Source organism: Pseudomonas sp. AC242, assembly GCF_979258655.1.
This window is the reverse complement of record NZ_OZ409873.1, coordinates 5,351,625-5,374,111: the sequence shown is the minus strand read 5'-3', so window position 1 is coordinate 5,374,111 and position 22,487 is coordinate 5,351,625. Positions and strand designations below refer to the sequence as shown.

Here is a 22,487-nt window from a genome sequence, read left to right as displayed (position 1 = left end):
TCGCGATAGCGGTGGATCAGTCACCGGAAAATTTGCCTGATACACCGCTATCGCGAGCAGGCTCACTCCTACAAGGGATTGTGGTGAATCTGAAATCCGGGCAAAAAAATGCCGCTCGATTGAGCGGCATTTTTTGTTACTCGGACGCCACGGCGTTTTTCGCCAGAATCGCGTTCGCCAGTTCCATGTCCGACGCCTGCAGGCCCGGATTGTCGGCGCGGACTTTCTGCATCGCTGCTTCCAGATACGGCCCACGAATACCGCCGTCGCTGGCAACGAAGCTGCCGGCATCGTCCTGCGCGGCGATGATCAGCTTGTGATCCTTGAAGGTCAGGTAGGTCGAACCGGTGGTGGCGCCGGACGAGATGACGTTACGCCAAAAGCTGTCCGCCATGGCCGAACCAACGGGAAGGGACAGCAAGGCCAGTGTGGCAACAGCAAGTTTGAGACGCATGATGAGGTGACTCCTGGGGGTTAACTAGGGCGTTGGATTGCCATTCCCCCGATCCAGTTCCGTGATGGGCTATTTCTGCTCGCTCTGCGGCGTCACCCGGAGCACTTCCTCAACCGTCGTCAGCCCTGCCGCGACTTTTTGCGCACCGGACAAACGCAAACTGCGCATGCCTTCCTTGAACGCCTGCCGGCGAATCGCCGTGAGGTCGCTGTCCGGGGTGATAAAAGCCTTGAGGCTATCGCTCAGTTGCATGATTTCGTAGACACCGGCGCGGCCGCGATAGCCGGTGTCGCGGCATTCCACACAACCGATCGCACGTTGCGCGTTGCCCGGCAGCGGCGCTTGCCACGGGCGTGTCAGGGTTTGCCAATCCTCGTCTTCCAGCGTTAGTGGCGCCTTGCAATGCGGACACAAGGTGCGCACCAAACGCTGGGCCATGACGCCGAGCACGGTGGCTTTGATCAGGTAGTGCGGCACGCCGAGTTCGAGCAAACGACTGATCGCGCTGGGTGCGTCGTTGGTGTGCAGCGTCGACAGCACCAGGTGCCCGGTGAGCGCCGCCTGAATCGCCATTTCAGCGGTTTCCAGATCACGGATCTCGCCAATCATGATGATGTCCGGGTCTTGTCGCATCAGCGCACGCACGCCGGCGGCGAAGCTCAGGTCGATGTTGTGCTGCACCTGCATCTGGTTGAACGCCGGCTCGACCATTTCGATCGGGTCTTCGATGGTGCAAAGGTTCACTTCCGGCGTCGCCAGTTTTTTCAGCGTGGTGTACAGCGTGGTGGTCTTGCCCGAACCAGTCGGCCCGGTAACCAGAATGATGCCGTTGGGCTGGCGCGTCATGTCCTGCCAGCGCCTCAGGTCATCGGCGCTGAAACCCAACTGATCGAAATCTTTGAGCAGCACTTCCGGATCGAAGATTCGCATGACCATTTTTTCACCGAACGCTGTAGGCAGGGTCGAAAGCCGCAGTTCGACTTCGCCGCCATCCGGAGTCTTGGTCTTGACCCGGCCGTCCTGCGGTTTGCGCTTTTCGGCGACGTTCATCCGCCCGAGGCTTTTCAGGCGACTGACGATCGCCATGGTCACCTGCGGCGGAAATTGATAGACGTTGTGCAACACGCCGTCGATGCGAAACCGCACCGTTCCTTGCTCGCGCCGCGGTTCGATGTGGATATCGCTGGCGCGCTGCTGGAAGGCGTACTGGAACAGCCAGTCGACAATGTTGACGATGTGCGCGTCGTTGGCGTCCGGCTCCTGATCGCTGGCGCCGAGGTTGAGCAGTTGTTCGAAGTTGCCGAGGTTACCGCTCTGCTGATCGGCATTGCTGGCGCCGCTGACCGATTTCGCCAGGCGGAAGAACTCGACGCTGAAGCGCTGGATATCCGCCGGGTTGGCCACCACTCGTTTGATCGGCAGCTTCAACACGTGAGTCAGATCCGCTTCCCAACCGGTGACGTAAGGCTGAGCGCTGGCCACGGTTACCGCATCACGGTCGACCGCCACGGCGAGGATCTTGTGTCGTTGCGCGAAGGCGTAAGACATCAACGGTGTAATGGCGGCGACGTTGATCTTCAGCGGATCGATACGCAGATAAGGCTGGCCGGCCTGTTGCGCCAGCCAGAGGGTCAGGCTTTCCAGGTCGAGGTGTTTGCCCGGACGGCTGAGGTCGTCCAGTTGCTGGCTGGCGATGAATTCCAGCGGGTGCATCTGGCCATTCGCGGCGTGACGGCGGCGCGCATTCAGCGCCTGCTCCGCCGAGTCCTGGCAGATAAAACCCTGGGCGACCAGTTCACGCAGCACATCATTGAGCTCCAGCCAGCGGTCCTGAGTGGCGAATTGAACGGACATGCGGGCTTCCTTTTGAACGACAGTGCGCAAAAGGATAGTCGCGGCCCGGTAGACCGTTGGGCCACTACCCGACGAAGGCGTTGCCGGGTTTGTCAGCCGGCCGCTTGCGTCCGCGCATCCCAAGCGCTGTCGGCGTTTTGCAGATTCACCGAGCAAACGCTGATCAGGTTACGAAGTTTTTCCGCGATCACTTGCGCGCGATGCCAACTGAGACCGCCCATGACCAGGTCGATCGACAGCAGATCGTCCATGCGCTGCACGTTGACCTGCTCGGGCGTGAGGAACTGCAACGCGAACAGATTCAACACCCGCACCAGCAGATCCGGTTCAGCCTCGGCAAGGATTTGATACTGCGCCAGGCAATGGGCGCTGCTGACGTTCCAGACATCGGCGCGGGTTGGCGGGGAGGTGACGGCTTCGAGGTGCGGCATGACAAGTCTCCAAAATCTCTGGAGGAATTTTTACATTCGGCGCGGGGTATTTCTTGGCTATGATCGGCGTTAATGACGGTTGATCGAAAAGATCAATTCGCATAATCCGGTTATTGAGGTTTTTCTATGCACAGCGAGCTGGACAGTTACGACCGCAAGATTCTCGCCCTGCTGCAAGAGGACGCATCGCTCTCGAGCGCGCAGATCGCCGAGCAGGTCGGCCTGTCGCAATCGCCGTGCTGGCGGCGGATTCAGCGGATGAAAGAAGAGGGGATCATTCGCGGGCAGGTGACTTTGCTCGATCGCAAGAAGATTGGCCTGAATACGCAGATATTTGCCGAGATCAAACTCAACGCACACGGGCGTTCGAACTTCACTGAGTTCACCGAAGCGATTCGCGGGTTTCCGGAGGTGCTGGAGTGTTATGTATTGATGGGGGCGGTGGATTTTTTACTGCGCATTGTTGCGGCGGACATCGAGGCGTATGAGCGGTTCTTCTTCGAGAAGCTGTCGCTGGTGCCGGGGATACAGGAAGTGAATTCGATTGTGGCGTTATCGGAGATCAAGTCCACCACCAGCTTGCCTGTGTTGCGATAAAGCAAAAGATCGCAGCCTGCGGCAGCTCCTCCATGGGGCGGGTGTACACCCTGTAGGAGCTGCCGAAGGCTGCGATCTTTTAGCGGTGTTACATGCGCAGGAGCATTTTCCACGCGCGATTCTGGTAAACCGCAATCGCCTGTTGCTTGCGTGCGTCGAGCAGTTCGTCAGTGATCGTCGGTTCGTTGGCCAGTTGCGCCAGCTTGTTCAGCTCGCCGTACAGGCGATCCATTTCCGGGATCTCCAGCACATTGCGTGCGTGGTGCAGCCAGACCTGAATGCGCTCGATACGCGGCAGTTGTTCAGCCAGATCTTCCGGCTGCTGCTGATAGCGTTGCAATTGCAGGGCCGTGGCTTCTTCGCCCAACAGGCGCGGCAACCAGCTGTGCAACTGCGCGCCACCCTGACGATTGCCACGCACGTTGCGGTCGGCGGTCCAGGTGCGGGCGAGCAACCAACGCGAAGTGCTCAGCGAGAACAGGCCCCAGCGCGGGTCTTCCAGTTCTTCGAGGAACTGCTCCGGCGCGGCTTTGCGCACGTCTTCGTCTTCGATACCGGCCTGCACCAGCGGGCGCCAGTCTTCCAGCAACGCATCCAGGGCAACGCGCAAGTCGTGGGTCGACTGACGCGGCGCGGCCTGGCCAAGGCTGCTGAGCAGGGCACGCATTTCCGCGAGGTTCTCGACCCAGTCGAGCAACAGGCGCCAGTGGCCGTTGAAACGGTACTGTTCAGCCAGACGCTGGCTGCTGCCGAGCAAGTGCCAGCTCAGCGCAGCGAAGGCGTCGTCGAGTTGGGTTTCCGGGGTCAGCTCCGGCGCCGGCAGGCTCAGCGAGTAACTGTTGGCGTCGTACAGGCGATAGCCACGCTCAGCCTTGCTGATGTCACACGGCATCAACGCCAGGGTTTCCGCCAGCTCGGCAGCCAGTTCCAGCAGCGCGGCAGGCTCGCCTTCGCGCAGTTCCAGTTCCAGCTCGCAGATTTCTTCTTTCTGTTTGCCGACCACTACGTGGCCAAGATCCAGCGCGGCTTCGATGACTACTTTGCTCTTGCCACGGCCCCAGGCGATTTCGGCGCGTTCGCGGACGAAGTCGGTGGTGAAGATCGGCTTGAGGGTTTTCTTGTCCAGCTCGGCCAGCGACTCGGGCCAGCATTCGCCGTCGAGTTTCTTCACGTCGAGCTTGGCTTTCGGCAACTTCCAGTCGTATTCATTGCGTTCGGACAGACCGGCAACGCTTTGGCCACGGGTCTTGAGGGTCTGAATCACTTCGTCACCGTCCTTGCGCAGGCGCAGGGCGACTTTGGCCTGAGCCAGATCGCGCTCGGGGGTGTCGAAATACTGGTTCATCAACTCACGGCGTTCCCAGCCACTTTTGTTGCGTTTTTTCAGTAACGGGTGCTCGCGCAGGGCGGCGAGGGTTTCGCGGCTGACGCGGAGTTTGATTTCGGTTTCTTTCTGCATGGCCGGAAAATCCAGGATCGGGAGCGCAGCCGGGGAATATGTGGCTGCCAAGGCCGTGCAGTGTACAGGACTGATTCGTCCTACGCCCTGCGGCGGTTTATTCCTGACGCCGGATGGTTCTATGATGGACTTCAATTCGGGAGTTGGAGTCAGCGATGCCTTTGCCGTCCATGCAAGACCAGTTCGCTGCGCTGATCGCCGCGCCATCGGTCAGCTGTACCCAACCGAACCTCGATCAATCCAACCGCGCGGTGATCGATTTGCTCGCCGGCTGGCTGGGTGATCTGGGTTTCAGCTGCGATATCCAGCAGGTCAGCCCCGGCAAATTCAACCTGCTCGCCAGTTTCGGCAGCGGCCCCGGCGGGCTGGTGCTGGCCGGGCACAGCGACACGGTGCCGTACGACGATGCGTTGTGGCAGACCGATCCGCTGAAACTCACCGAAGTCGATGGCCGCTGGGTCGGGCTGGGCAGTTGCGACATGAAAGGTTTCTTCGCGCTGATCATCGAAGCGGTGCTGCCGCTGCTCGATCAGCCGTTCAAGCAGCCGTTGCTGATCCTCGCCACCTGCGATGAAGAAAGCTCGATGTCCGGCGCCCGTGCGCTGGCCGAGGCCGGGCGTCCGTTGGGCCGCGCAGCGGTAATCGGTGAGCCGACCGGGCTGAAACCGATCCGCATGCACAAAGGCATCATGATGGAACGCATCGATATCCTTGGGCAGAGCGGCCATTCGTCGGATCCACGCTTGGGCCACAGCGCACTCGAAGCGATGCACGATGCCATCGGCGAACTGCGCGGTTTGCGCCTGTTGTGGCAGCGCGAATTCAACAATCCGCAGTTCAGCGTGCCGCAGCCGACGATGAATTTCGGTTGTATCCATGGCGGCGACAACCCAAACCGTATCTGCGGTCAGTGCTCGCTGGAGTTCGACCTGCGGCCATTGCCGGGCATGGACCCGAAAGTCCTGCGCGCGGAGATTCTGCGCAAGCTCAACCCGGTGGCCGAGCGGCATCAGGTGAAGATTGATTACAAACCGCTGTTCCCGGAAGTGCCGTCGTTCGAGCAGTCTGAAGACGCCGAACTGGTGCGCATCGCTGAAAAGCTCACCGGTCACAGTGCCGAAGCAGTGGCGTTCGGCACCGAAGCGCCTTATCTTCAGCGCCTTGGCTGCGAAACCATTGTGCTCGGCCCTGGCGACATCGCCTGTGCGCATCAGCCGGGCGAGTACCTTGAAATGTCACGTTTGCAGCCTACCGTGCATCTATTACGGCAACTGATTGAACATTACTGTCTGACAGGTGCACCAACGTCAAAGGATCCCAAGTGACCCTTTGTAGGAGTGAGCCTGCTCGCGATAGCGGTGAGACAGTCCCGGAGGTATTGACTGAAACTCCGCTATCGCGAGCAGGCTCACTCCTACAAGGGATCTATGTTTTGTCTGACCAATCGCTGTAAATTGCCAGCATTCCAACCCGTATTCATGAGGAGAGCGCGCGTGTCGCCAAGCCTGTTCCGACGATAACCATCAGCCCGCTGTGCGTTTTCCGTTTCGCCCCTTTTTAGGCTGCTATTTATTACAGGCCCAGGTTCATGCCCGAATACGTTAACTGGCTTCGTCACGCGTCCCCTTACATCAATGCCCACCGCGACTGCACCTTCGTCGTCATGCTGCCCGGCGATGGCGTGGAGCATCCGAACTTCGGCAACATCGTCCACGACATTGTTCTGCTGCATAGCCTTGGCGTGCGTCTGGTGCTGGTGCACGGTTCGCGTCCACAGATCGAAACCCGCCTCGCCGCGCGTGGCCTGACCCCGCATTACCACCACGGCATGCGCATCACCGATGCCGCGACCCTGGAATGTGTGATCGACGCGGTCGGCCAGTTGCGCATCGCCATCGAAGCGCGGCTGTCGATGGACATGGCTTCGTCGCCGATGCAGGGCTCGCGTTTGCGCGTGGCTAGCGGCAACCTTGTTACCGCGCGGCCGATCGGCGTGCTGGAAGGCGTCGACTATCACCACACCGGCGAAGTGCGCCGGGTCGACCGCAAAGGCATCAACCGTCTACTCGATGAGCGCTCGATCGTGTTGCTGTCGCCGTTGGGCTACTCGCCGACCGGTGAAATCTTCAACCTCGCCTGCGAAGACGTCGCGACCCGCGCCGCCATCGACCTGGGCGCGGACAAGTTGCTGCTGTTCGGTGCTGACCTCGGTCTGATCGACGAGAACGGCAAACTCGTGCGCGAGCTGCGTCCACAGCAAGTGCCGGCACACTTGCAGCGTTTGGGCAGCAACTATCAGGCAGAACTGCTCGATGCTGCCGCCGAGGCTTGCCGTGGCGGCGTGGCGCGCAGCCATATCGTCAGCTACGCCGAAGACGGCGCGCTGCTGACCGAGCTGTTCACCCGTGACGGTGGCGGCACGCTGGTCGCGCAGGAGCAATTCGAACTGGTCCGCGAGGCGGCGATTGAAGACGTCGGCGGCTTGCTCGACTTGATCAGTCCGCTGGAAGAGCAGGGGATTCTGGTGCGTCGTTCGCGCGAAGTGCTGGAGCGCGAGATCGAGCAGTTCAGCGTGGTCGAGCGTGAAGGCATGATCATCGCCTGTGCGGCGCTGTATCAGATTGCCGATTCGGATGCCGGTGAACTGGCGTGCCTGGCAGTGAACCCGGAGTACCGCCATGGCGGTCGCGGTGATGAATTGCTGGAGCGCATCGAAACCCGAGCACGGGCGCAGGGTTTGAAGACCTTGTTCGTCCTCACCACGCGCACCGCGCACTGGTTCCGTGAGCGTGGTTTCGAGCCGAGCAGCGTTGAGCGCCTGCCGGCGGCGCGGGCTTCGCTGTACAACTTTCAGCGTAATTCGAAGATCTTCGAAAAAACCCTTTAACCGAGTTGGTCCATTCGATCGTTCCCACGCTCTGCGTGGGAATGCCTCAACGGACGCTCCGCGTTCGGCTTTTGATGGGACGCGGAGCGTCCCGGGCTGCATTCCCACGCAGAGCGCGGGAACGATCAATTACTCGGTGATGAATTTGGCGCTGACGTAGGGTGAATAATCCGGCAGCACCGTTTCAACCTTGCCCTGTTCCTTCAAAAACTTCGCCGTCTCGCCAATCGCTTTCGCCGTGCCGCCATCCAGCAGCGCCGTGGTTTGCTGCGCCTTTGCGTCCGGGAACGCTGAACCTGCCAGCAATTCCGGCACATCAGCGGCATTGGCACCGGTCAGTTTGGCGATTTTCTGTACCGGCACCGAGTCAGCCGTCCAGCGGTCTTTGTGTGCGGCGTAATCGGCGAATGAGTCGAGCGTGACCTTGGCGAACTTTGCGACAACCTCAGGATGCTTCTCGGCAAAATCCTTGCGCGCGACCCAGACCTCGAAGGTCGGCGCGCCCCACTGGCCGACCTGCGCGGCATCGGTCAGGGTCTTGCCGGTCTTGCGGATTTCCCCCAGCGCCGGCGACCAGACAAATGCGCCATCGATATCGCCACGCTTCCACGCCGCTGCGATCTCTGCTGGTTGCAGGTTCACCACTTTGACTTTCGAGGCGTCCAGGCCCCAATGCTTGAGGGCGCCGAGCAGGCTGTAGTGTGAGGTCGAAACGAAAGGTGTGGCGATGGTTTTGCCGACCAGGTCCTGGGGGGTGTTGATACCGCTGCCATTGCGCACCACTAGCGCTTCGGCGGCATTGATCTGCGCCGAAACGATGAACGCCACAATCGGCAGATTGCGCGAAGCCGCCGCGGCCAACGGGCTGGAACCGAGGTTGCCGATCTGCACGTCACCCGAAGCAATGGCTGTCACAACTTCCGGGCCGCTGTTGAAGCGACGCCAGTCGATTTTCTCGCCAATGGTTTTCTCGTAGACGCCGTCGGCCTGGGGGACTTTGCTCGGGTCGATACCGGTTTGATACCCCACTGTGAGGTTGGCGGCATGCGCGGAAAAAGAAATCAGCGCTGACACACAAACTGTAACAAATTGACTAGATAGTGCGCGTTTGGCCATCATGGCGTCGCCTTTTCGATAGGGTTTGACGATTCGGGGTTACGCCAAAGCTAATCGATATAAAAAAAGGCTAACAAATACCATTTAGGAATGAGCTTAGTCGCCGATACGCTGTTTCCCGGCGGAGGTGGCAAGATAATGGCCATATTCCGAAATGATATGAAAAAGAATGAATAAATTCTTTTTGGGTTTATCAGGAAATCTTTACTCTGCACGGACCAAATCACTGCGATTAGACCTTGGTCGTAGACACACAAGGTTACGATTGACTTGTCGGTCACGGTCTGGCGCTAATCGCGCATCTTAGGACCCAGGGCATCAGACCCCGGGCCAGGAACACAAGAATTAGAAACGAGAGGAGCTTTACATGAACAAGTCCACCTTGGCCCTGGCTGTGGCCGTAGGGGTTATGGCGCAGCAGGCAGGCGCCGCCGGTTTCATCGAAGACAGCAAAGCTACCTTGGGGCTGCGTAACTTCTACATCAACACCGATAACCGTGATGGCGCTGGCGCCAACAAGAACGAAGAGTGGGGCCAAGGCTTCGATCTGCGTTTCATCTCCGGTTATACCCAAGGCACCGTAGGTTTCGGTATCGATGCCATCGGCCTGCTGGGCGTACGTCTGGATTCGGGCGGCGGCACTAACGGCAACAGCGGTACCGCTTACGGCGGCACTGTGTTCCCGAGCGAGTCCAACGGCAAAGCGGTGGACAACTTCTCCAGCCTGGGTCTGACTGCCAAAGCCAAGATCTCCCAGACTGAACTGAAGCTGGGTACTCTGCAGCCGAAGAACCCGGTCATCGTGACCAACGACGGTCGTCTGCTGCCACAAACCTGGCAGGGTGGCCAGATCACTTCGGGCGAAATCAAGGACCTGACTCTGGTCGGCGGTCAGATCGAAGCTGCGAAAGGTCGTAACTCCAGCAACAACGAAAACCTGTCCATCAGCGGTGCAAACACCCGTGGTACTGCGTTCCGTGACAGCAACAAATTCATCTACGCCGGTGGTGACTACAAGATCACCAAAGACCTGACTGCCCAGTACTACTACGGCAACCTAGAAGACTTCTACAAGCAGCACTTCCTGGGTCTGGTTCACAACTGGGCAATCGGCCCGGGCGTATTGAAATCCGATTTCCGTTACTTCAACAGCTCCGATGACGGCAAAAACGGTACCGATCCAGCCTACTACAGCACCGGTAACTACACCGGCGTGCGTAACGGTCGCGGTGAAGTCGACAACAACCTGTACAGCGGCCTGTTCCTGTACACCGTTGAAGGCCACACCTTCGGTGGCGGTTACCAGGTTTCCAATGGCAGCAGCGACTTCCCTTGGCTGAACCAGGGCGACGGCTCGTCGAACTACACCATCACCGACATGCAGATCCAGAAGTTCGGCCGTGCCGGCGAGAAAACCTGGCAAGCTCGCTACTCGTATGACTTCGCTAAAGTCGGCGTACCTGGCCTGACCGCCGGTGTCGTTTACCTCAAAGGCGATTCGATCGATACCGTTGGCACCAACGGTCGTGAGAACGGTTCGAACAGTTCCGAGTGGGAACGCGACTTCACCATCGGTTACGTTGTACCGGAAGGTCCGTTCAAGAACGTCGGCCTGATGTGGAAAAACGCTGTATGGCGCACCGATCTGCCGAGCACCCGTTCGCAGGACGAAAACCGCCTGATCGTCAGCTACTCGATCCCGCTGCTGTAATAGCGCGTCTCGATTCGCGGATGTAAAAAAAGCCCCGTCCGGCATCGCGCCGGACGGGGCTTTTGCGTTTTCGAGTCAAGCTCACCCCCGTAAGCCTGACCCGAAATTCCCCTCTTTACAGCAACTCAAGGCCTTCTCGAACCTTGTGAGCGATGTTCGTCGGGATGCCGTCGAGCGTCCAGTGAACAGATGTTTAATATTCAATAATGATCTAGATATCTAGTTATTTATTCTTTTTCACGATGGCAAATCCCGGGCTACAGTTGAGGTCTCGAACAACTCATCAGGAGCAGCACCATGAGCCTCAGACTCGGCGACATCGCCCCCGATTTCGAACAGGATTCCAGCGCCGGCAAGATTCGTTTCCACGAATGGCTGGGCGATAGCTGGGGCGTGCTGTTCTCCCACCCGGCGGACTTCACCCCGGTGTGCACCACTGAGCTGGGCTTCACCGCCAAGCTCAAGGATGAGTTCAGCAAACGCGGTGTCAAAGCCATCGCGCTGTCGGTCGACCCGGTGGACTCGCACCACAAGTGGATCGAAGACATCAACGAAACCCAGAACACCGTCGTCAACTTCCCGATCCTGGCCGATGCCGATCGCAAAGTCTCTGATCTGTATGACCTCATTCACCCGAACGCCAACGATACGCTGACCGTGCGTTCGCTGTTCGTGATCGACCCGAACAAAAAGATCCGCCTGACCATCACCTACCCGGCGAGCACCGGCCGTAACTTCCACGAGATTTTGCGGGTGATCGATTCGCTGCAGCTCACCGACAACTACAAGGTGGCCACCCCGGCCAACTGGCAGGACGGTGAAGAGGTGGTGATCGTGCCGTCGCTCAAGGATGAGGACGAGATCAAGCAGCGCTTTCCGAAGGGCTATCGCGCGGTGAAACCGTATCTGCGTCTGACGCCACAGCCGAACAAGTGATCTTCTTGGGCAGGCTCGTTCCCACGTCGAGGCGTCGAACCGTCCGCGTGGGAATGCCGTCCGTGACGCTCCGCGTCACAGTGGACGCGGAGCGTCCATGGATTCATTCCCACGCAGAGCGTGGGAACGATCAGTGGTAGCTACTAAGCAGGGGATTTGAGGCCGTTTCGACGGCCTTTTTTTTCGCCTTGAATAACCTGAATCGCATATCTCTAAAACGAATAACCAAATGAATAAATATGATTTATGGATATATAAATCAGCTGGTAAGGTCACTCCATCGAAGCGAGATCGCAACCCTCGAATCGCCTGTAACGCTTAAGGAATGGTCTCAATGCTGGTCGTCTCACTCGGTGGCAGTCCCAGCCTGCGCTCCCGTTCCGGAGTGCTGCTGGAGCGCTCGCAACGTTGGTTGCAGCAGCAAGGCGTGGAAGTGGTGAGTTATCAGGTACGGGATTTCCCGGCCGAGGATTTGCTCCATGCCCGCTTCGACAGCCCGAAGGTGCTCGACCTGCTGCAACAGATTGAAAATGCCGACGGCCTGCTGATCGCCACGCCGGTTTACAAAGCGTCGTTCTCCGGTGCCCTGAAAACCCTGCTGGATCTGTTGCCCGAGCGCGCCCTGAACCACAAGATTGTTTTGCCGATGGCTACCGGCGGCAGCATCGCCCACATGCTGGTGGTCGATTACGCCCTCAAACCCGTGTTGTCGGCATTGAAAGCCCAGGAAATGCTTCAGGGGATTTTCGCCGAGGACAGCCAGATCGCTTACGGCGAAGGCAGTGCTGCGGCGCAACTGGCACCGGCGCTGGAGCAGCGTCTGCATGAAGCGCTGGATCAGTTTGTCGGTGCCATGGCCCGCCGGCCGAAACCGCTGGAGCCGGGCCTGTTGAACGAACGTTTGTTGAGTGCTCGCTGGAGCATTTAAGCCTCACCAGAATTTGATGTAACTCACCTTACTTCGCCGACAACGGCCAAGCAGGTGCAGCCAAAACCCAACAGCAAAAAGGAGAGCGCTATGCGCACTGTATTTTTGCGTCGTGGTCTGGTCGCTCTGTTTGCTGCGGCTGTCACCTTCGGCGCCATCACTCAAGCTCAAGCCGAGACATTGCGGATCGGTTATCAGAAGTACGGCACGCTGGTGCTGCTCAAAGCCAAAGGCACTCTGGAAAAGCGTCTGGCCGCCCAAGGCGTCGACGTGCAATGGACTGAATTCCCCGGTGGCCCGCAACTGCTCGAAGGCCTGAACGTCGGCTCGATCGACTTCGGCGTCACTGGCGAAACCCCGCCAGTCTTCGCCCAGGCTGCCGGCGCCGATTTGCTCTACGTCGCCTACGAACCACCAGCGCCGAACAGCGAAGCGATCCTCGTGCCGAAAGACTCGCCGATCAAATCGGTGGCCGATCTCAAAGGCAAGAAAGTCGCTCTGAACAAAGGTTCCAACGTGCACTACCTGCTGGTGCGCGCACTGGAAGACGCCGGCCTCAAATACAGCGACATCCAGACCGTATTCCTGCCGCCCGCCGATGCTCGCGCCGCGTTCGAACGTGGCAGCGTCGACGCCTGGGTTATCTGGGATCCGTACCAGGCTGCCGCCGAGAAACAACTGCAAGCACACACCCTGCGCGACGGCAAAGGCATCGTCGACAACCACCAGTTCTATCTCGCGACCAAACCTTACGCGCAGAAAAATCCTGAGGTGATCAAGACCCTCGTGGAAGAAGTACGCGCCGTTGGCGAGTGGTCGAAAGCCAATCCTGAAGACGTGACTCAACAAGTTGCGCCACTGCTCGGTCTGCCGGCGGACATCACCCTGACCTCGGTGAAACGCCAGGGCTACGGCGCGTTGTTCCTGACCCCGGAGGTGGTCGCCGCGCAGCAGAAGATCGCCGACACGTTCTTCCAGCTCAAGCTGATTCCCAAGCCATTGAGCATCAAGGATGTGATCTGGACCCCACCGGCCGCTGTGGCTAAAGCGCAGTAATTCGAATCCCCAAGGAGACCACTCCATGAGCCTCAATATCTTCTGGTTCCTGCCCACCCACGGCGACGGCCATTACCTTGGCACCGCCGAAGGCGCTCGCGCCGTCGACCACGGTTATCTGCAACAGGTCGCGCAAGCGGCGGATCGTCTGGGCTTCGGCGGTGTGCTGATCCCCACCGGCCGTTCCTGCGAAGACTCGTGGCTGGTGGCAGCGTCGCTGATCCCGGTGACCCAGCGTTTGAAATTCCTCGTTGCCCTGCGCCCCGGGATCATTTCCCCGACGGTGGCAGCGCGGCAGGCCGCCACGCTGGATCGTCTGTCCGGCGGCCGTGCGCTGTTCAATCTGGTCACCGGTGGCGACCCGGAAGAGTTGGCAGGCGACGGTCTGTTTCTCAGCCACGAAGAACGCTATCAAGCCTCGGTGGAGTTCACTCGCATCTGGCGCCGTGTGCTCGAAGGCGAAACCGTTGATTACGACGGTCAGCACATCAGCGTGAAGGGTGCGAAGTTGCTCTATCCGCCGATCCAGCAACCGCGTCCGCCGCTGTACTTCGGTGGCTCGTCGGAAGCCGCACAGGATCTGGCTGCCGAACAAGTGGAAATGGTCCTGACCTGGGGCGAACCGCCCGCAGCGGTCGCGGAGAAGATCGAACAGGTCCGCGCCAAGGCCGCCAAGCTTGGCCGCACCGTGCGCTTCGGCATTCGTCTGCACGTAATCGTTCGCGAAACCAACGCAGAAGCATGGCAAGCGGCAGATCGGCTGATCTCGCACCTGGACGACGACACCATCGCTCGCGCTCAGGCTTCGCTGGCGCGTTTCGATTCGGTCGGCCAGCAACGCATGGCCGCACTGCACGGCGGCAGCCGCGACAATCTCGAAGTCAGCCCGAACCTGTGGGCCGGTGTTGGCCTGGTACGCGGCGGTGCCGGTACGGCGCTGGTTGGCGATGGCCCGACCGTCGCAGCGCGCGTGAAGGAATACGCCAATCTGGGCATCGACACCTTTATCTTCTCCGGTTATCCACACCTCGAAGAGTCGTATCGCGTCGCCGAACTGCTGTTCCCGCACCTCGACATCGAGCGTCCGGAACTGCCGAAAAGCGCCGGTTATGTCAGCCCGTTCGGCGAGATGGTCGCCAACGATATTCTTCCCAAAGCCGCGTCGCAGAGCTGAGGCGCGCCATGAAGAAAATCATCCACAGCCTCGCGCCCTGGGCGTTGCCGGTGTTGTTGCTGGCGGTGTGGCAGTTGTCGGTGTCGGCCGGTTGGTTGTCGACGCGGATTCTGCCGGCACCGGTGGCCGTGATCGAAGCCGGCGTGAGCCTGGTGCGCAGCGGCGAAATCTGGACGCACCTGGCGATCAGCGGCTGGCGCGCGGCGCTCGGTTTCACCATTGGCGGCAGCATCGGTCTGGTCCTGGGCTTCATCACCGGCCTGTCGAAATGGGGCGAACGCCTGCTCGACAGTTCGGTGCAGATGATCCGCAACGTGCCGCATCTGGCGCTGATTCCGCTGGTGATCCTGTGGTTCGGCATCGACGAGTCGGCGAAGATTTTTCTGGTGGCGTTGGGCACGCTGTTCCCGATCTACCTCAACACTTATCACGGCATCCGCAACGTCGACCCGGCGCTGGTGGAGATGGCGCGCAGTTATGGCCTCTCCGGTTTCAGCTTGTTCTGGCAGGTGATTCTGCCGGGTGCACTGCCTTCGATTCTGGTCGGTGTGCGCTTCGCCCTGGGCTTTATGTGGTTGACGCTGATCGTCGCCGAAACCATTTCTGCCAGCTCGGGCATCGGCTATCTGGCGATGAACGCCCGCGAGTTTTTGCAGACCGATGTGGTGGTGCTGGCAATCCTGCTTTACGCGGTACTCGGCAAACTCGCCGACCTCGCGGCGCGTGGACTTGAACGTGTGTGGTTGCGTTGGCACCCGGCCTATCAGGTTGCCAAAGGAGGTGCGGCATGACTGCTCAACAACCTCCACGCCTGCTGCGCGGGATTCCGCTGGCGGTGCGCAACCTGCAGAAAACCTTTGGCGCGCGGCAGGTGCTGCGTGACATCGATCTGCACATTCCGGCAGGGCAATTCGTCGCTGTGGTCGGTCGCAGTGGTTGCGGCAAAAGTACCTTGCTGCGCTTGCTCGCCGGCCTCGATCAACCAACGGGCGGTGACTTGCTGGCCGGCTCTGCGCCGCTGAGCGATGCGCGGGAAGACACCCGATTGATGTTCCAGGAAGCGCGTCTGCTGCCGTGGAAAAAGATCATCGACAACGTGGGTCTCGGCCTCAAAGGCAACTGGCGCCCGAAGGCTCTCGAAGCCCTGGATGCGGTGGGTCTGGCTGATCGCGCCAATGAATGGCCGGCGGCGTTGTCCGGTGGGCAGAAGCAGCGGGTTGCACTAGCTCGCGCGCTGATCCATCAGCCGCGTCTGCTGTTGCTCGACGAACCGCTCGGTGCGCTGGATGCGCTGACCCGGATTGAAATGCAGCAACTGATCGAACGTCTCTGGCAGCAACACGGCTTCACCGTGCTGCTGGTGACCCACGACGTCAGCGAAGCGGTGGCGATTGCCGACCGGGTGATTCTGATCGAGGACGGCGAAGTCGGCCTCGACCTGCATGTCGAACTGCCGCGCCCTCGGGTACGTGGTTCGCATCGGCTGGCAGCGCTGGAAACCGAAGTGCTTAACCGTGTTCTCTCCCTGCCCGGCGAACCGCCGGCGCCGGAACCTGTTTCACCACTGCCTACGCAACTGCGTTGGGCTCAATAACTCAAGCAAACGACAGGAATCATTGCCATGACTATCAAAGCCATCAACGTCCGTAACCAGTTCAAAGGCTCGATCAAGGAAATCGTCCTCGGTGACGTGCTGTCGGAAATCGACGTGCAGACCGCTTCGGGCATCGTCACTTCGGTGATCACCACCCGCTCGGTAAAGGAGCTGGAACTGGTGGTCGGCAGCGAAGTGATCGCCTTTGTGAAATCCACCGAGGTGTCGATCGCCAAGTTGTAAGCCGGTGAGTAAAAAACAACCCCGAAGGGCGTGAGCCCTTCGGGGTTTTTTGTGCCTAGCGATCGTTCCCATGCTCCGCGTGGGAATGCCTCTTGGGACGCTCCGCGTCCAGTGGCGCGGAGCGTCACGGGCTGCATTCCCACGCAGAGCGTGGGAACGATCATGGCTCAACGCTTGGGCAGATACGGCGGCAGATACAGGCCGATATAGGCATCAAAGACCCGCATCCCTTCCTCGGCCATGCGCGGCGTGATTTGCCCATGTTGCTGCACCGAGCGCGCATAAACCCGGTCACCCAACTCCATCGCCAGGGCGAATACATCGACATCCTCCGGCAGCCTCGGCAACTCGAAGTGATGATCGAACAGCTTGTGCATCAAGTCGCCCAGTTCTATGTCGTGCTGACGGTCAGCCTGGGTCACTTCGGTCAAGCCGTGTTGGGCGAGGATCAACTGGCGCGCCGCCGCATCTTCGTCGTAGATCTCCAGCATCCGTTGCTCGACCAGTCGCGACAGATCTCGCCAGTCACGCAGCGCGTCATGATCGATCGGCGCTTGCAGGCAGGCGCGGAATGCCGCGTGTACATCTGCCGTCAGTGCCTCAAGCAGCGCCGGCACACTGGCGAAGAAGTGGTACACGGAGGAGGGCGGAATCTGCGCGCGCTCGGCGACGCTGTAGATCGACAGACTCGCCACACCCTCGGCCGCCAGTAATGTGCGCGCGGCGTCGAGTATCGAATCGATGCGCGCCTGGCTGCGGGCACGGGGTTTGCGGACGGGGGCGGGTCGCGTCATGGAAGTCTCCTGCGGGGCAGCGGGCATTGTACGAGCCGGTTCCTGTGTTGTCTTGTCGGCCGCCATCGCTGGCAAGCCAGCTCCCACAGTGATCTTCAGTGAACCGGGATTTATGTGCGCAGAAAATCCCTGTGGGAGCTGGCTTGCCAGCGATCCGCCGCAGGCGGCCATAAAAAAACGCCGTTGGCTAAATCAGCCAACGGCGTTCTTTCCTGAAGCTACAACCGCTTAAACGGTATGCAGATACCAGTTGTACTCAAGGTCGGAGATGGAGTGTTCGAACTCCTCCAGCTCGCTTTCCTTGCAGGCGACGAAGATATCGATGTACTTCGGATCGATGTACTTGGCCATCACCTCGCTGTCGTCCAGCTCACGCAGGGCATCGCGCAAGTTGTTCGGCAGGCTTTGCTCGTTCTGCTCGTAGCTGTTGCCTTCGACTGGCGCGCCCGGCTCGATCTTGTTGGTCAGACCGTGGTGCACGCCGGCCAGAACCGAAGCCATCAGCAGATACGGGTTGGCATCGGCGCCGGCCACGCGGTGTTCGATACGCACGGCATCGGACGAGCCGGTCGGTACGCGAATCGCCACGGTGCGGTTGTCCAGGCCCCAGCACGGTGAGTTCGGCACGTAGAACTGTGCGCCGAAACGACGGTACGAGTTGACGTTCGGGCAGAGGAAAGCCATCTGCGCGGGCAGGGTCTCGAGCACACCGCCGATCGCGTGACGCAGCGCGGCGTTCTGCTCGGGATCCTCGCTGGCAAAAATGTTTTTGCCTTCTTTATCCAGAATCGAAATGTGTACGTGCAGACCATTACCGGCCTGACCCGGATAAGGCTTGGCCATGAAGGTGGTGTCCATTTCATGGTCGTAGGCGATGTTCTTGATCAGACGCTTGAGCAGTACCGCGTAGTCGCAGGCCTTGATCGGGTCGGCGACGTGGTGCAGGTTCACTTCGAACTGCGCCGGGGCACTTTCCTTGACGATGGCGTCGGCCGGGATGCCTTGCTCTTTGGCACCTTCCAGAATGTCCTGGAGGCAGTCGACGTATTCGTCGAGGTCGTCGATCAGGTAGACCTGCGTCGAGTGCGGGCGTTTGCCGGAGATCGGCGAGCGTGGCGGCTGAGGGCGGCCGTTCACGTTTTCCTGGTCGATCAGGTAGAACTCGAGTTCGAATGCGGCGCAGATGGTCAGGCCCAGCTCGTCAAACTTTGCAACAACTTGACGGAGCACTTCGCGCGGATCGGCGAAGAATGGGTCGCCTTCGAGTTCGTGCATGGTCATCAACAGTTGCGCGGTCGGGCGTTTCTGCCATGGCTCGTTGCACAGGGTATCGGGGATTGGATAGCAGATACGATCGGCGTCGCCGATGTCCAGGCCCAGGCCGGTGCTTTCCACCGTAGAGCCATTGATATCCAGAGCAAATAGAGAGGCCGGCAGGTTGATGCCTTTCTCGTAAACCTTGTGGAGGCTGGTGCGTTCGATGCGCTTGCCGCGCACCACACCATTCATATCCGCAATCAGAAGGTCAACGTACAGAACCTCAGGATGTTCCTTAAGGAACGCGTTCGCTTCGTTAAGCTGAACGGCACGCGGGGGTACCGACATGATGCAACACCTTTGTTGTTAAAAATATCAATCATTGATCTTTTCTGGTTTCAGTCAACCCGAACGGCCTGCCGAAGTCAAGCGAGGCCTTTTTTGCCCTAAAAAAGCGCTGCAAGGGCATTTATGGGGCACTTTCGGGCGTTTTTTTGTCCCTGGAAGACCGTGCACCCGCGGGCTTGAGCAGGCCGTGTTGTATTTTTTACGGGGGTGTTGTGTAAAAAAATGAACAAGGCTAAGCTCGGATCAAACCCATAACAGCAATAATACCGGGGTGCTTCATGTCTCGCCTGCCGTTAATCGGCATCACCGACTGCTCGCAACAGTCCGGTCTGCATGCTCATCACATCAGTGGCGACCAATCCGTCCGTAGCGCAGCCAGCATGGCTCGCCAGTTGCCGACGATATTCCCGTCCATGGCCGTTCAAACGCCAGCGTCCGATATTCTGGACGTACGGGAAAGCATCCTGTTTATGGCGTCCCCTTCCAATATAGATCGCTTTCACCCTCAAAGCCTGTGCCGCTTGCCCAGCCGTGCTCATGATTCTGCACGCCTGGACTGTGCACAGGAAATGCAACGCCAGCGTAAAGGGCAGGTAAGCTCCTCTTTCATTGTCTATGCGCGGTGCCGGGCGTAAGCCGGTACTGCGCGAGCAAGCCCCCTTTAACGCGACGCTCCAAGCGTCAAACTTTGCCTGACATTCTGTCAGGAGACTCAGCCCAGAGGCATTTATGAGTAACAACCTCGACCAGCTCACCGATTGGTTGAAAGACCACAAGATCACAGAAGTCGAATGCATGATCGCCGACTTGACCGGTATCACCCGGGGCAAGATCTCGCCGACCAACAAGTTCATCGCCGAAAAAGGCATGCGTCTGCCAGAAAGCGTGCTGTTGCAGACCGTGACCGGCGACTACGTCGAAGACGACATCTATTACGAACTGCTCGACCCGGCCGACATCGACATGATCTGCCGCCCTGACCAGAACGCGGTGTACATGGTGCCGTGGGCCATCGAGCCGACCGCGCAGGTGATCCACGACACCTACGACAAGCAAGGCAACCCGATCGAGCTGTCGCCGCGCAACGTCCTCAAGAAAGTTCTCAAGCTCTATGCCGACAAGGGCTGGCAGCCAATCGTGGCGCCGGAAATGGAGTTCTACCTGACCAAGCGCAGCGACGACCCGGACTATCCGTTGCAGCCGCCGATTGGTCGCTCGGGCCGTCCGGAAATCGGTCGTCAGTCGTTCTCGATCGAAGCGGCGAACGAATTCGACCCGCTGTTCGAGGACGTCTACGACTGGTGCGAACTGCAGGAGCTGGATCTCGACACGCTGATCCACGAAGACGGCACGGCGCAGATGGAAATCAACTTCCGTCACGGCGACGCACTGTCGCTGGCCGACCAGATCCTGGTGTTCAAACGCACCATGCGCGAAGCCGCGCTCAAGCACGATGTAGCCGCGACATTTATGGCCAAACCGATGACCGGCGAGCCGGGCAGTGCGATGCACTTGCACCAGAGCATCATCGACATCGAGACCGGCAAGAACGTCTTCTCTAATGAAGACGGGACCATGAGCCAGTTGTTCCTGCACCACATCGGTGGTTTGCAGAAGCTGATTCCGGAATTGCTCCCGCTGTTCGCGCCGAACGTCAACTCGTTCCGCCGCTTCCTGCCGGACACCTCGGCACCGGTGAACGTCGAGTGGGGTGAAGAGAACCGTACCGTCGGCCTGCGCGTACCGGATGCCGGCCCGCAGAACCGTCGCGTCGAAAACCGCCTGCCGGGCGCTGACGCCAACCCATACCTGGCGATTGCCGCGAGCCTGCTCTGCGGTTACATCGGCATGGTTGAAGGCCTCAACCCGAGCGCGCCGGTGGTGGGCCGTGGTTATGAGCGCCGCAACCTGCGCCTGCCGCTGACCATCGAAGATGCGCTGGAGCGTATGGAAAACAGCGCGACCATCGAGAAGTACCTGGGCAAAACCTTCATCACAGGCTACGTCGCGGTAAAACGGGCCGAGCATGAAAACTTCAAGCGCGTGATCAGTTCCTGGGAGCGTGAGTACCTGCTCTTCGCCGTCTGATACGCCGGGCGCGGTCCTCACCGGCCGCGCCTTCACCGATAACAAGGAGAATTGGCATGACCAGCAACAACCCGCAAACCCGCGAGTGGCAAGCACTCAGCAATGATCATCACCTGGCCCCGTTCAGCGACTTCAAGCAGCTGAAAGAGAAAGGCCCGCGGATCATCACCAACGCCAAGGGCGTTTACCTGTGGGACAGCGAAGGCAACAAGATTCTCGACGGCATGGCCGGTCTGTGGTGTGTGGCCATCGGTTATGGTCGCGATGAGCTGGCCGACGCGGCTGCCAAACAGATGCGCGAACTGCCGTACTACAACCTGTTCTTCCAGACCGCGCACCCGCCGGCGCTGGAACTGGCCAAGGCCATTGCCGACGTGGCACCGCAAGGCATGAACCACGTGTTCTTCACCGGTTCCGGCTCCGAAGGCAACGACACCATGCTGCGCATGGTCCGGCACTACTGGGCGATCAAAGGCCAGCCGAACAAGAAAGTCATCATCAGCCGCAAGAACGGTTATCACGGTTCGACCGTGGCCGGCGCGAGCCTCGGTGGCATGACGTATATGCACGAACAAGGCGACTTGCCGATCCCGGGCATCGTCCACATCGCGCAACCGTACTGGTTCGCCGAAGGCGGTGACATGTCGCCGGAAGAGTTCGGTATCTGGGCGGCCAATCAGCTGGAAGAGAAGATTCTCGAAGTCGGCGTCGACAACGTCGGTGCCTTTATTGCCGAGCCGATCCAGGGCGCCGGCGGTGTGATCATTCCGCCAGACACTTACTGGCCGCGCATCAAGGAAATCCTCGCCAAGTACGACATCCTGTTCGTCGCCGACGAAGTGATCTGCGGTTTCGGCCGTACCGGTGAGTGGTTCGGCAGTGATTTTTACGATCTCAAGCCGGACATGATGACCATCGCCAAAGGCCTGACCTCCGGCTACATCCCGATGGGTGGCCTGATCGTTCGCGACTCCGTGGTGGCGGTGCTCAATGAAGGCGGCGATTTCAATCACGGCTTCACTTACTCCGGTCACCCGGTGGCAGCAGCGGTGGGCCTGGAAAACATCCGCATCTTGCGTGATGAAAAAATTATCGAGAACGCGCACAACGAAACGGCACCGTATTTGCAGAAACGTCTGCGGGAACTGAACGATCACCCGTTGGTGGGTGAAGTTCGCGGAGTCGGTCTGTTGGGCGCGATCGAGCTGGTGCAGGACAAGGCCACGCGCAAGCGTTACGAAGGCAAGGGCGTCGGCATGATCTGCCGCCAGTTCTGCTTCGACAACGGCCTGATCATGCGCGCTGTGGGCGACACCATGATCATTGCGCCGCCGCTGGTGATCAGCAAAGCGGAAATCGATGAGCTGGTTACAAAGGCACGCAAGTGTCTGGACCTGACCCTCAGTGCGTTGCAGGGCTAAGTGCTAGGCTTTGAGCGGGGGAGCCGTGGCGCTCGCGCTTAAAGCTGTCAGAAAGGCTGGTCTTTTCTTGAAAGACCGCCTCGGATCTTGCCAGACTAGCCGCGGTTCCAGTTGTCCGGGTTCGGCCGCTGAACAAAGT

General features: G+C 59.6%; 20 protein-coding genes. 13 read left to right on the top strand and 7 right to left on the bottom strand.

The annotated features are described in order from the left end of the window. Positions 1 to 136: 136 nt before the first annotated feature. The 3 genes from ACZZ0A_RS24175 to ACZZ0A_RS24165 form a co-directional block, all read right to left on the bottom strand. The gene (locus ACZZ0A_RS24175; RefSeq protein WP_174245147.1) at positions 137 to 457 is read right to left on the bottom strand and encodes a DUF2388 domain-containing protein; all 321 of its coding nucleotides are present in this window, start codon (positions 455 to 457) and stop codon (positions 137 to 139) included. Between the two features lie 66 nt (positions 458 to 523). Then, positions 524 to 2,308 carry a type IV pilus assembly ATPase TfpB gene (gene tfpB, locus ACZZ0A_RS24170; protein WP_414894588.1) on the bottom strand — a complete coding sequence of 595 codons (1,785 nt, stop codon included), beginning with the start codon at positions 2,306 to 2,308 and terminating at the stop codon, positions 524 to 526. A gap of 92 nt (positions 2,309 to 2,400) precedes the next feature. Further along, positions 2,401 to 2,739: a hypothetical protein gene (locus ACZZ0A_RS24165; RefSeq protein ID WP_414894589.1), complete on the bottom strand. Its 339-nt coding sequence runs from the start codon at positions 2,737 to 2,739 to the stop codon at positions 2,401 to 2,403. 126 nt (positions 2,740 to 2,865) lie between these two features. Between ACZZ0A_RS24165 and ACZZ0A_RS24160 the strand changes: the two genes are divergently transcribed. Continuing rightward, positions 2,866 to 3,336, top strand: a complete 471-nt coding sequence (locus tag ACZZ0A_RS24160) for an Lrp/AsnC family transcriptional regulator (protein ID WP_007913818.1) — start codon at positions 2,866 to 2,868, stop codon at positions 3,334 to 3,336. An 88-nt stretch (positions 3,337 to 3,424) separates the two neighbouring features. On the opposite strand, the gene ACZZ0A_RS24155 is transcribed toward ACZZ0A_RS24160, so the two are convergent. Then, entirely contained in the window at positions 3,425 to 4,795 is a 1,371-nt protein-coding gene (locus ACZZ0A_RS24155) for a CYTH domain-containing protein (RefSeq protein ID WP_007913820.1), read from the bottom strand. Positions 4,796 to 4,950: 155 nt separating this feature from the next. Between ACZZ0A_RS24155 and argE the strand changes: the two genes are divergently transcribed. Together argE and argA are read left to right on the top strand one after the other, a co-directional pair. Further along, positions 4,951 to 6,120, top strand: a complete 1,170-nt coding sequence (gene argE / locus ACZZ0A_RS24150; protein WP_007913821.1) for an acetylornithine deacetylase — start codon at positions 4,951 to 4,953, stop codon at positions 6,118 to 6,120. Positions 6,121 to 6,383: 263 nt separating this feature from the next. After that, positions 6,384 to 7,682, top strand: coding sequence for an amino-acid N-acetyltransferase (gene argA / locus ACZZ0A_RS24145; RefSeq protein ID WP_007913824.1), 1,299 nt, complete (start codon positions 6,384 to 6,386; stop codon positions 7,680 to 7,682). Between the two features lie 129 nt (positions 7,683 to 7,811). Here argA and tauA read toward each other — a convergent pair whose 3' ends face one another. After that, complete coding sequence (gene tauA, locus ACZZ0A_RS24140; protein ID WP_007913826.1) at positions 7,812 to 8,801, bottom strand: taurine ABC transporter substrate-binding protein; 990 nt, start codon at positions 8,799 to 8,801, stop codon at positions 7,812 to 7,814. A gap of 364 nt (positions 8,802 to 9,165) precedes the next feature. Here tauA and ACZZ0A_RS24135 point away from each other — a divergent pair, with 364 nt between their 5' ends. The 8 genes from ACZZ0A_RS24135 to ACZZ0A_RS24100 all read left to right on the top strand — a co-directional run bounded on the left by ACZZ0A_RS24135 (position 9,166) and on the right by ACZZ0A_RS24100 (position 16,440). Further along, positions 9,166 to 10,509 (top strand): OprD family porin, encoded by a 1,344-nt coding sequence (locus ACZZ0A_RS24135; RefSeq protein WP_007913829.1) that lies wholly within the window; start codon positions 9,166 to 9,168, stop codon positions 10,507 to 10,509. Between the two features lie 297 nt (positions 10,510 to 10,806). Then, a complete protein-coding gene (locus ACZZ0A_RS24130; protein ID WP_095125823.1) occupies positions 10,807 to 11,445 on the top strand; it encodes a peroxiredoxin in 639 nt (212 codons plus the stop codon). A gap of 334 nt (positions 11,446 to 11,779) precedes the next feature. Continuing rightward, on the top strand, positions 11,780 to 12,373 hold the full coding sequence (gene ssuE, locus ACZZ0A_RS24125) for an NADPH-dependent FMN reductase (protein ID WP_034151973.1): 594 nt from the start codon (positions 11,780 to 11,782) through the stop codon (positions 12,371 to 12,373). A 90-nt stretch (positions 12,374 to 12,463) separates the two neighbouring features. Continuing rightward, positions 12,464 to 13,429, top strand: coding sequence for a sulfonate ABC transporter substrate-binding protein (locus ACZZ0A_RS24120; protein WP_007913834.1), 966 nt, complete (start codon positions 12,464 to 12,466; stop codon positions 13,427 to 13,429). Positions 13,430 to 13,454: 25 nt separating this feature from the next. After that, on the top strand, positions 13,455 to 14,603 hold the full coding sequence (gene ssuD, locus ACZZ0A_RS24115) for an FMNH2-dependent alkanesulfonate monooxygenase (RefSeq protein WP_463543826.1): 1,149 nt from the start codon (positions 13,455 to 13,457) through the stop codon (positions 14,601 to 14,603). 8 nt (positions 14,604 to 14,611) lie between these two features. Beyond that, the gene (ssuC, locus tag ACZZ0A_RS24110; protein ID WP_003229260.1) at positions 14,612 to 15,394 is read left to right on the top strand and encodes an aliphatic sulfonate ABC transporter permease SsuC; all 783 of its coding nucleotides are present in this window, start codon (positions 14,612 to 14,614) and stop codon (positions 15,392 to 15,394) included. Then, positions 15,391 to 16,197, top strand: a complete 807-nt coding sequence (gene ssuB, locus ACZZ0A_RS24105) for an aliphatic sulfonates ABC transporter ATP-binding protein (protein ID WP_007913838.1) — start codon at positions 15,391 to 15,393, stop codon at positions 16,195 to 16,197. Before ssuC ends, ssuB begins: the two co-directional genes overlap by 4 nt. A gap of 27 nt (positions 16,198 to 16,224) precedes the next feature. Beyond that, positions 16,225 to 16,440 carry a TOBE domain-containing protein gene (locus tag ACZZ0A_RS24100; RefSeq protein ID WP_003229256.1) on the top strand — a complete coding sequence of 72 codons (216 nt, stop codon included), beginning with the start codon at positions 16,225 to 16,227 and terminating at the stop codon, positions 16,438 to 16,440. Between the two features lie 167 nt (positions 16,441 to 16,607). On the opposite strand, the gene ACZZ0A_RS24095 is transcribed toward ACZZ0A_RS24100, so the two are convergent. Then, positions 16,608 to 17,234 carry a TetR/AcrR family transcriptional regulator gene (locus tag ACZZ0A_RS24095; protein WP_007913840.1) on the bottom strand — a complete coding sequence of 209 codons (627 nt, stop codon included), beginning with the start codon at positions 17,232 to 17,234 and terminating at the stop codon, positions 16,608 to 16,610. A 228-nt stretch (positions 17,235 to 17,462) separates the two neighbouring features. After that, positions 17,463 to 18,839 (bottom strand): glutamine synthetase family protein, encoded by a 1,377-nt coding sequence (locus ACZZ0A_RS24090; protein ID WP_007913842.1) that lies wholly within the window; start codon positions 18,837 to 18,839, stop codon positions 17,463 to 17,465. Between the two features lie 729 nt (positions 18,840 to 19,568). Here ACZZ0A_RS24090 and ACZZ0A_RS24085 point away from each other — a divergent pair. Together ACZZ0A_RS24085 and ACZZ0A_RS24080 are read left to right on the top strand one after the other, a co-directional pair. Continuing rightward, positions 19,569 to 20,927: a glutamine synthetase family protein gene (locus tag ACZZ0A_RS24085; protein ID WP_007913846.1), complete on the top strand. Its 1,359-nt coding sequence runs from the start codon at positions 19,569 to 19,571 to the stop codon at positions 20,925 to 20,927. A 56-nt stretch (positions 20,928 to 20,983) separates the two neighbouring features. After that, on the top strand, positions 20,984 to 22,348 hold the full coding sequence (locus ACZZ0A_RS24080; RefSeq protein ID WP_447787415.1) for an aspartate aminotransferase family protein: 1,365 nt from the start codon (positions 20,984 to 20,986) through the stop codon (positions 22,346 to 22,348). Positions 22,349 to 22,487: the final 139 nt, after the last annotated feature.

Bases quoted from the DNA above. Each gene is read 5' to 3' on its own strand.
- ACZZ0A_RS24120 (WP_007913834.1), top strand. From the start codon at position 12,464: ATGCGCACTGTATTTTTGCGTCGTGGTCTGGTCGCTCTGTTTGCTGCG.
- ssuE (WP_034151973.1), top strand. From the start codon at position 11,780: ATGCTGGTCGTCTCACTCGGTGGCAGTCCCAGCCTGCGCTCCCGTTCC.
- ACZZ0A_RS24090 (WP_007913842.1), bottom strand. From the start codon at position 18,839: ATGTCGGTACCCCCGCGTGCCGTTCAGCTTAACGAAGCGAACGCGTTC.
- ACZZ0A_RS24085 (WP_007913846.1), top strand. From the start codon at position 19,569: ATGAGTAACAACCTCGACCAGCTCACCGATTGGTTGAAAGACCACAAG.
- ACZZ0A_RS24135 (WP_007913829.1), top strand. From the start codon at position 9,166: ATGAACAAGTCCACCTTGGCCCTGGCTGTGGCCGTAGGGGTTATGGCG.
- argE (WP_007913821.1), top strand. From the start codon at position 4,951: ATGCCTTTGCCGTCCATGCAAGACCAGTTCGCTGCGCTGATCGCCGCG.
- ssuD (WP_463543826.1), top strand. From the start codon at position 13,455: ATGAGCCTCAATATCTTCTGGTTCCTGCCCACCCACGGCGACGGCCAT.
- ACZZ0A_RS24080 (WP_447787415.1), top strand. From the start codon at position 20,984: ATGACCAGCAACAACCCGCAAACCCGCGAGTGGCAAGCACTCAGCAAT.
- ssuB (WP_007913838.1), top strand. From the start codon at position 15,391: ATGACTGCTCAACAACCTCCACGCCTGCTGCGCGGGATTCCGCTGGCG.
- ACZZ0A_RS24100 (WP_003229256.1), top strand. From the start codon at position 16,225: ATGACTATCAAAGCCATCAACGTCCGTAACCAGTTCAAAGGCTCGATC.
- ACZZ0A_RS24165 (WP_414894589.1), bottom strand. From the start codon at position 2,739: ATGCCGCACCTCGAAGCCGTCACCTCCCCGCCAACCCGCGCCGATGTC.
- ssuC (WP_003229260.1), top strand. From the start codon at position 14,612: ATGAAGAAAATCATCCACAGCCTCGCGCCCTGGGCGTTGCCGGTGTTG.
- ACZZ0A_RS24095 (WP_007913840.1), bottom strand. From the start codon at position 17,234: ATGACGCGACCCGCCCCCGTCCGCAAACCCCGTGCCCGCAGCCAGGCG.
- tfpB (WP_414894588.1), bottom strand. From the start codon at position 2,308: ATGTCCGTTCAATTCGCCACTCAGGACCGCTGGCTGGAGCTCAATGAT.
- ACZZ0A_RS24155 (WP_007913820.1), bottom strand. From the start codon at position 4,795: ATGCAGAAAGAAACCGAAATCAAACTCCGCGTCAGCCGCGAAACCCTC.
- argA (WP_007913824.1), top strand. From the start codon at position 6,384: ATGCCCGAATACGTTAACTGGCTTCGTCACGCGTCCCCTTACATCAAT.
- ACZZ0A_RS24160 (WP_007913818.1), top strand. From the start codon at position 2,866: ATGCACAGCGAGCTGGACAGTTACGACCGCAAGATTCTCGCCCTGCTG.
- tauA (WP_007913826.1), bottom strand. From the start codon at position 8,801: ATGATGGCCAAACGCGCACTATCTAGTCAATTTGTTACAGTTTGTGTG.
- ACZZ0A_RS24130 (WP_095125823.1), top strand. From the start codon at position 10,807: ATGAGCCTCAGACTCGGCGACATCGCCCCCGATTTCGAACAGGATTCC.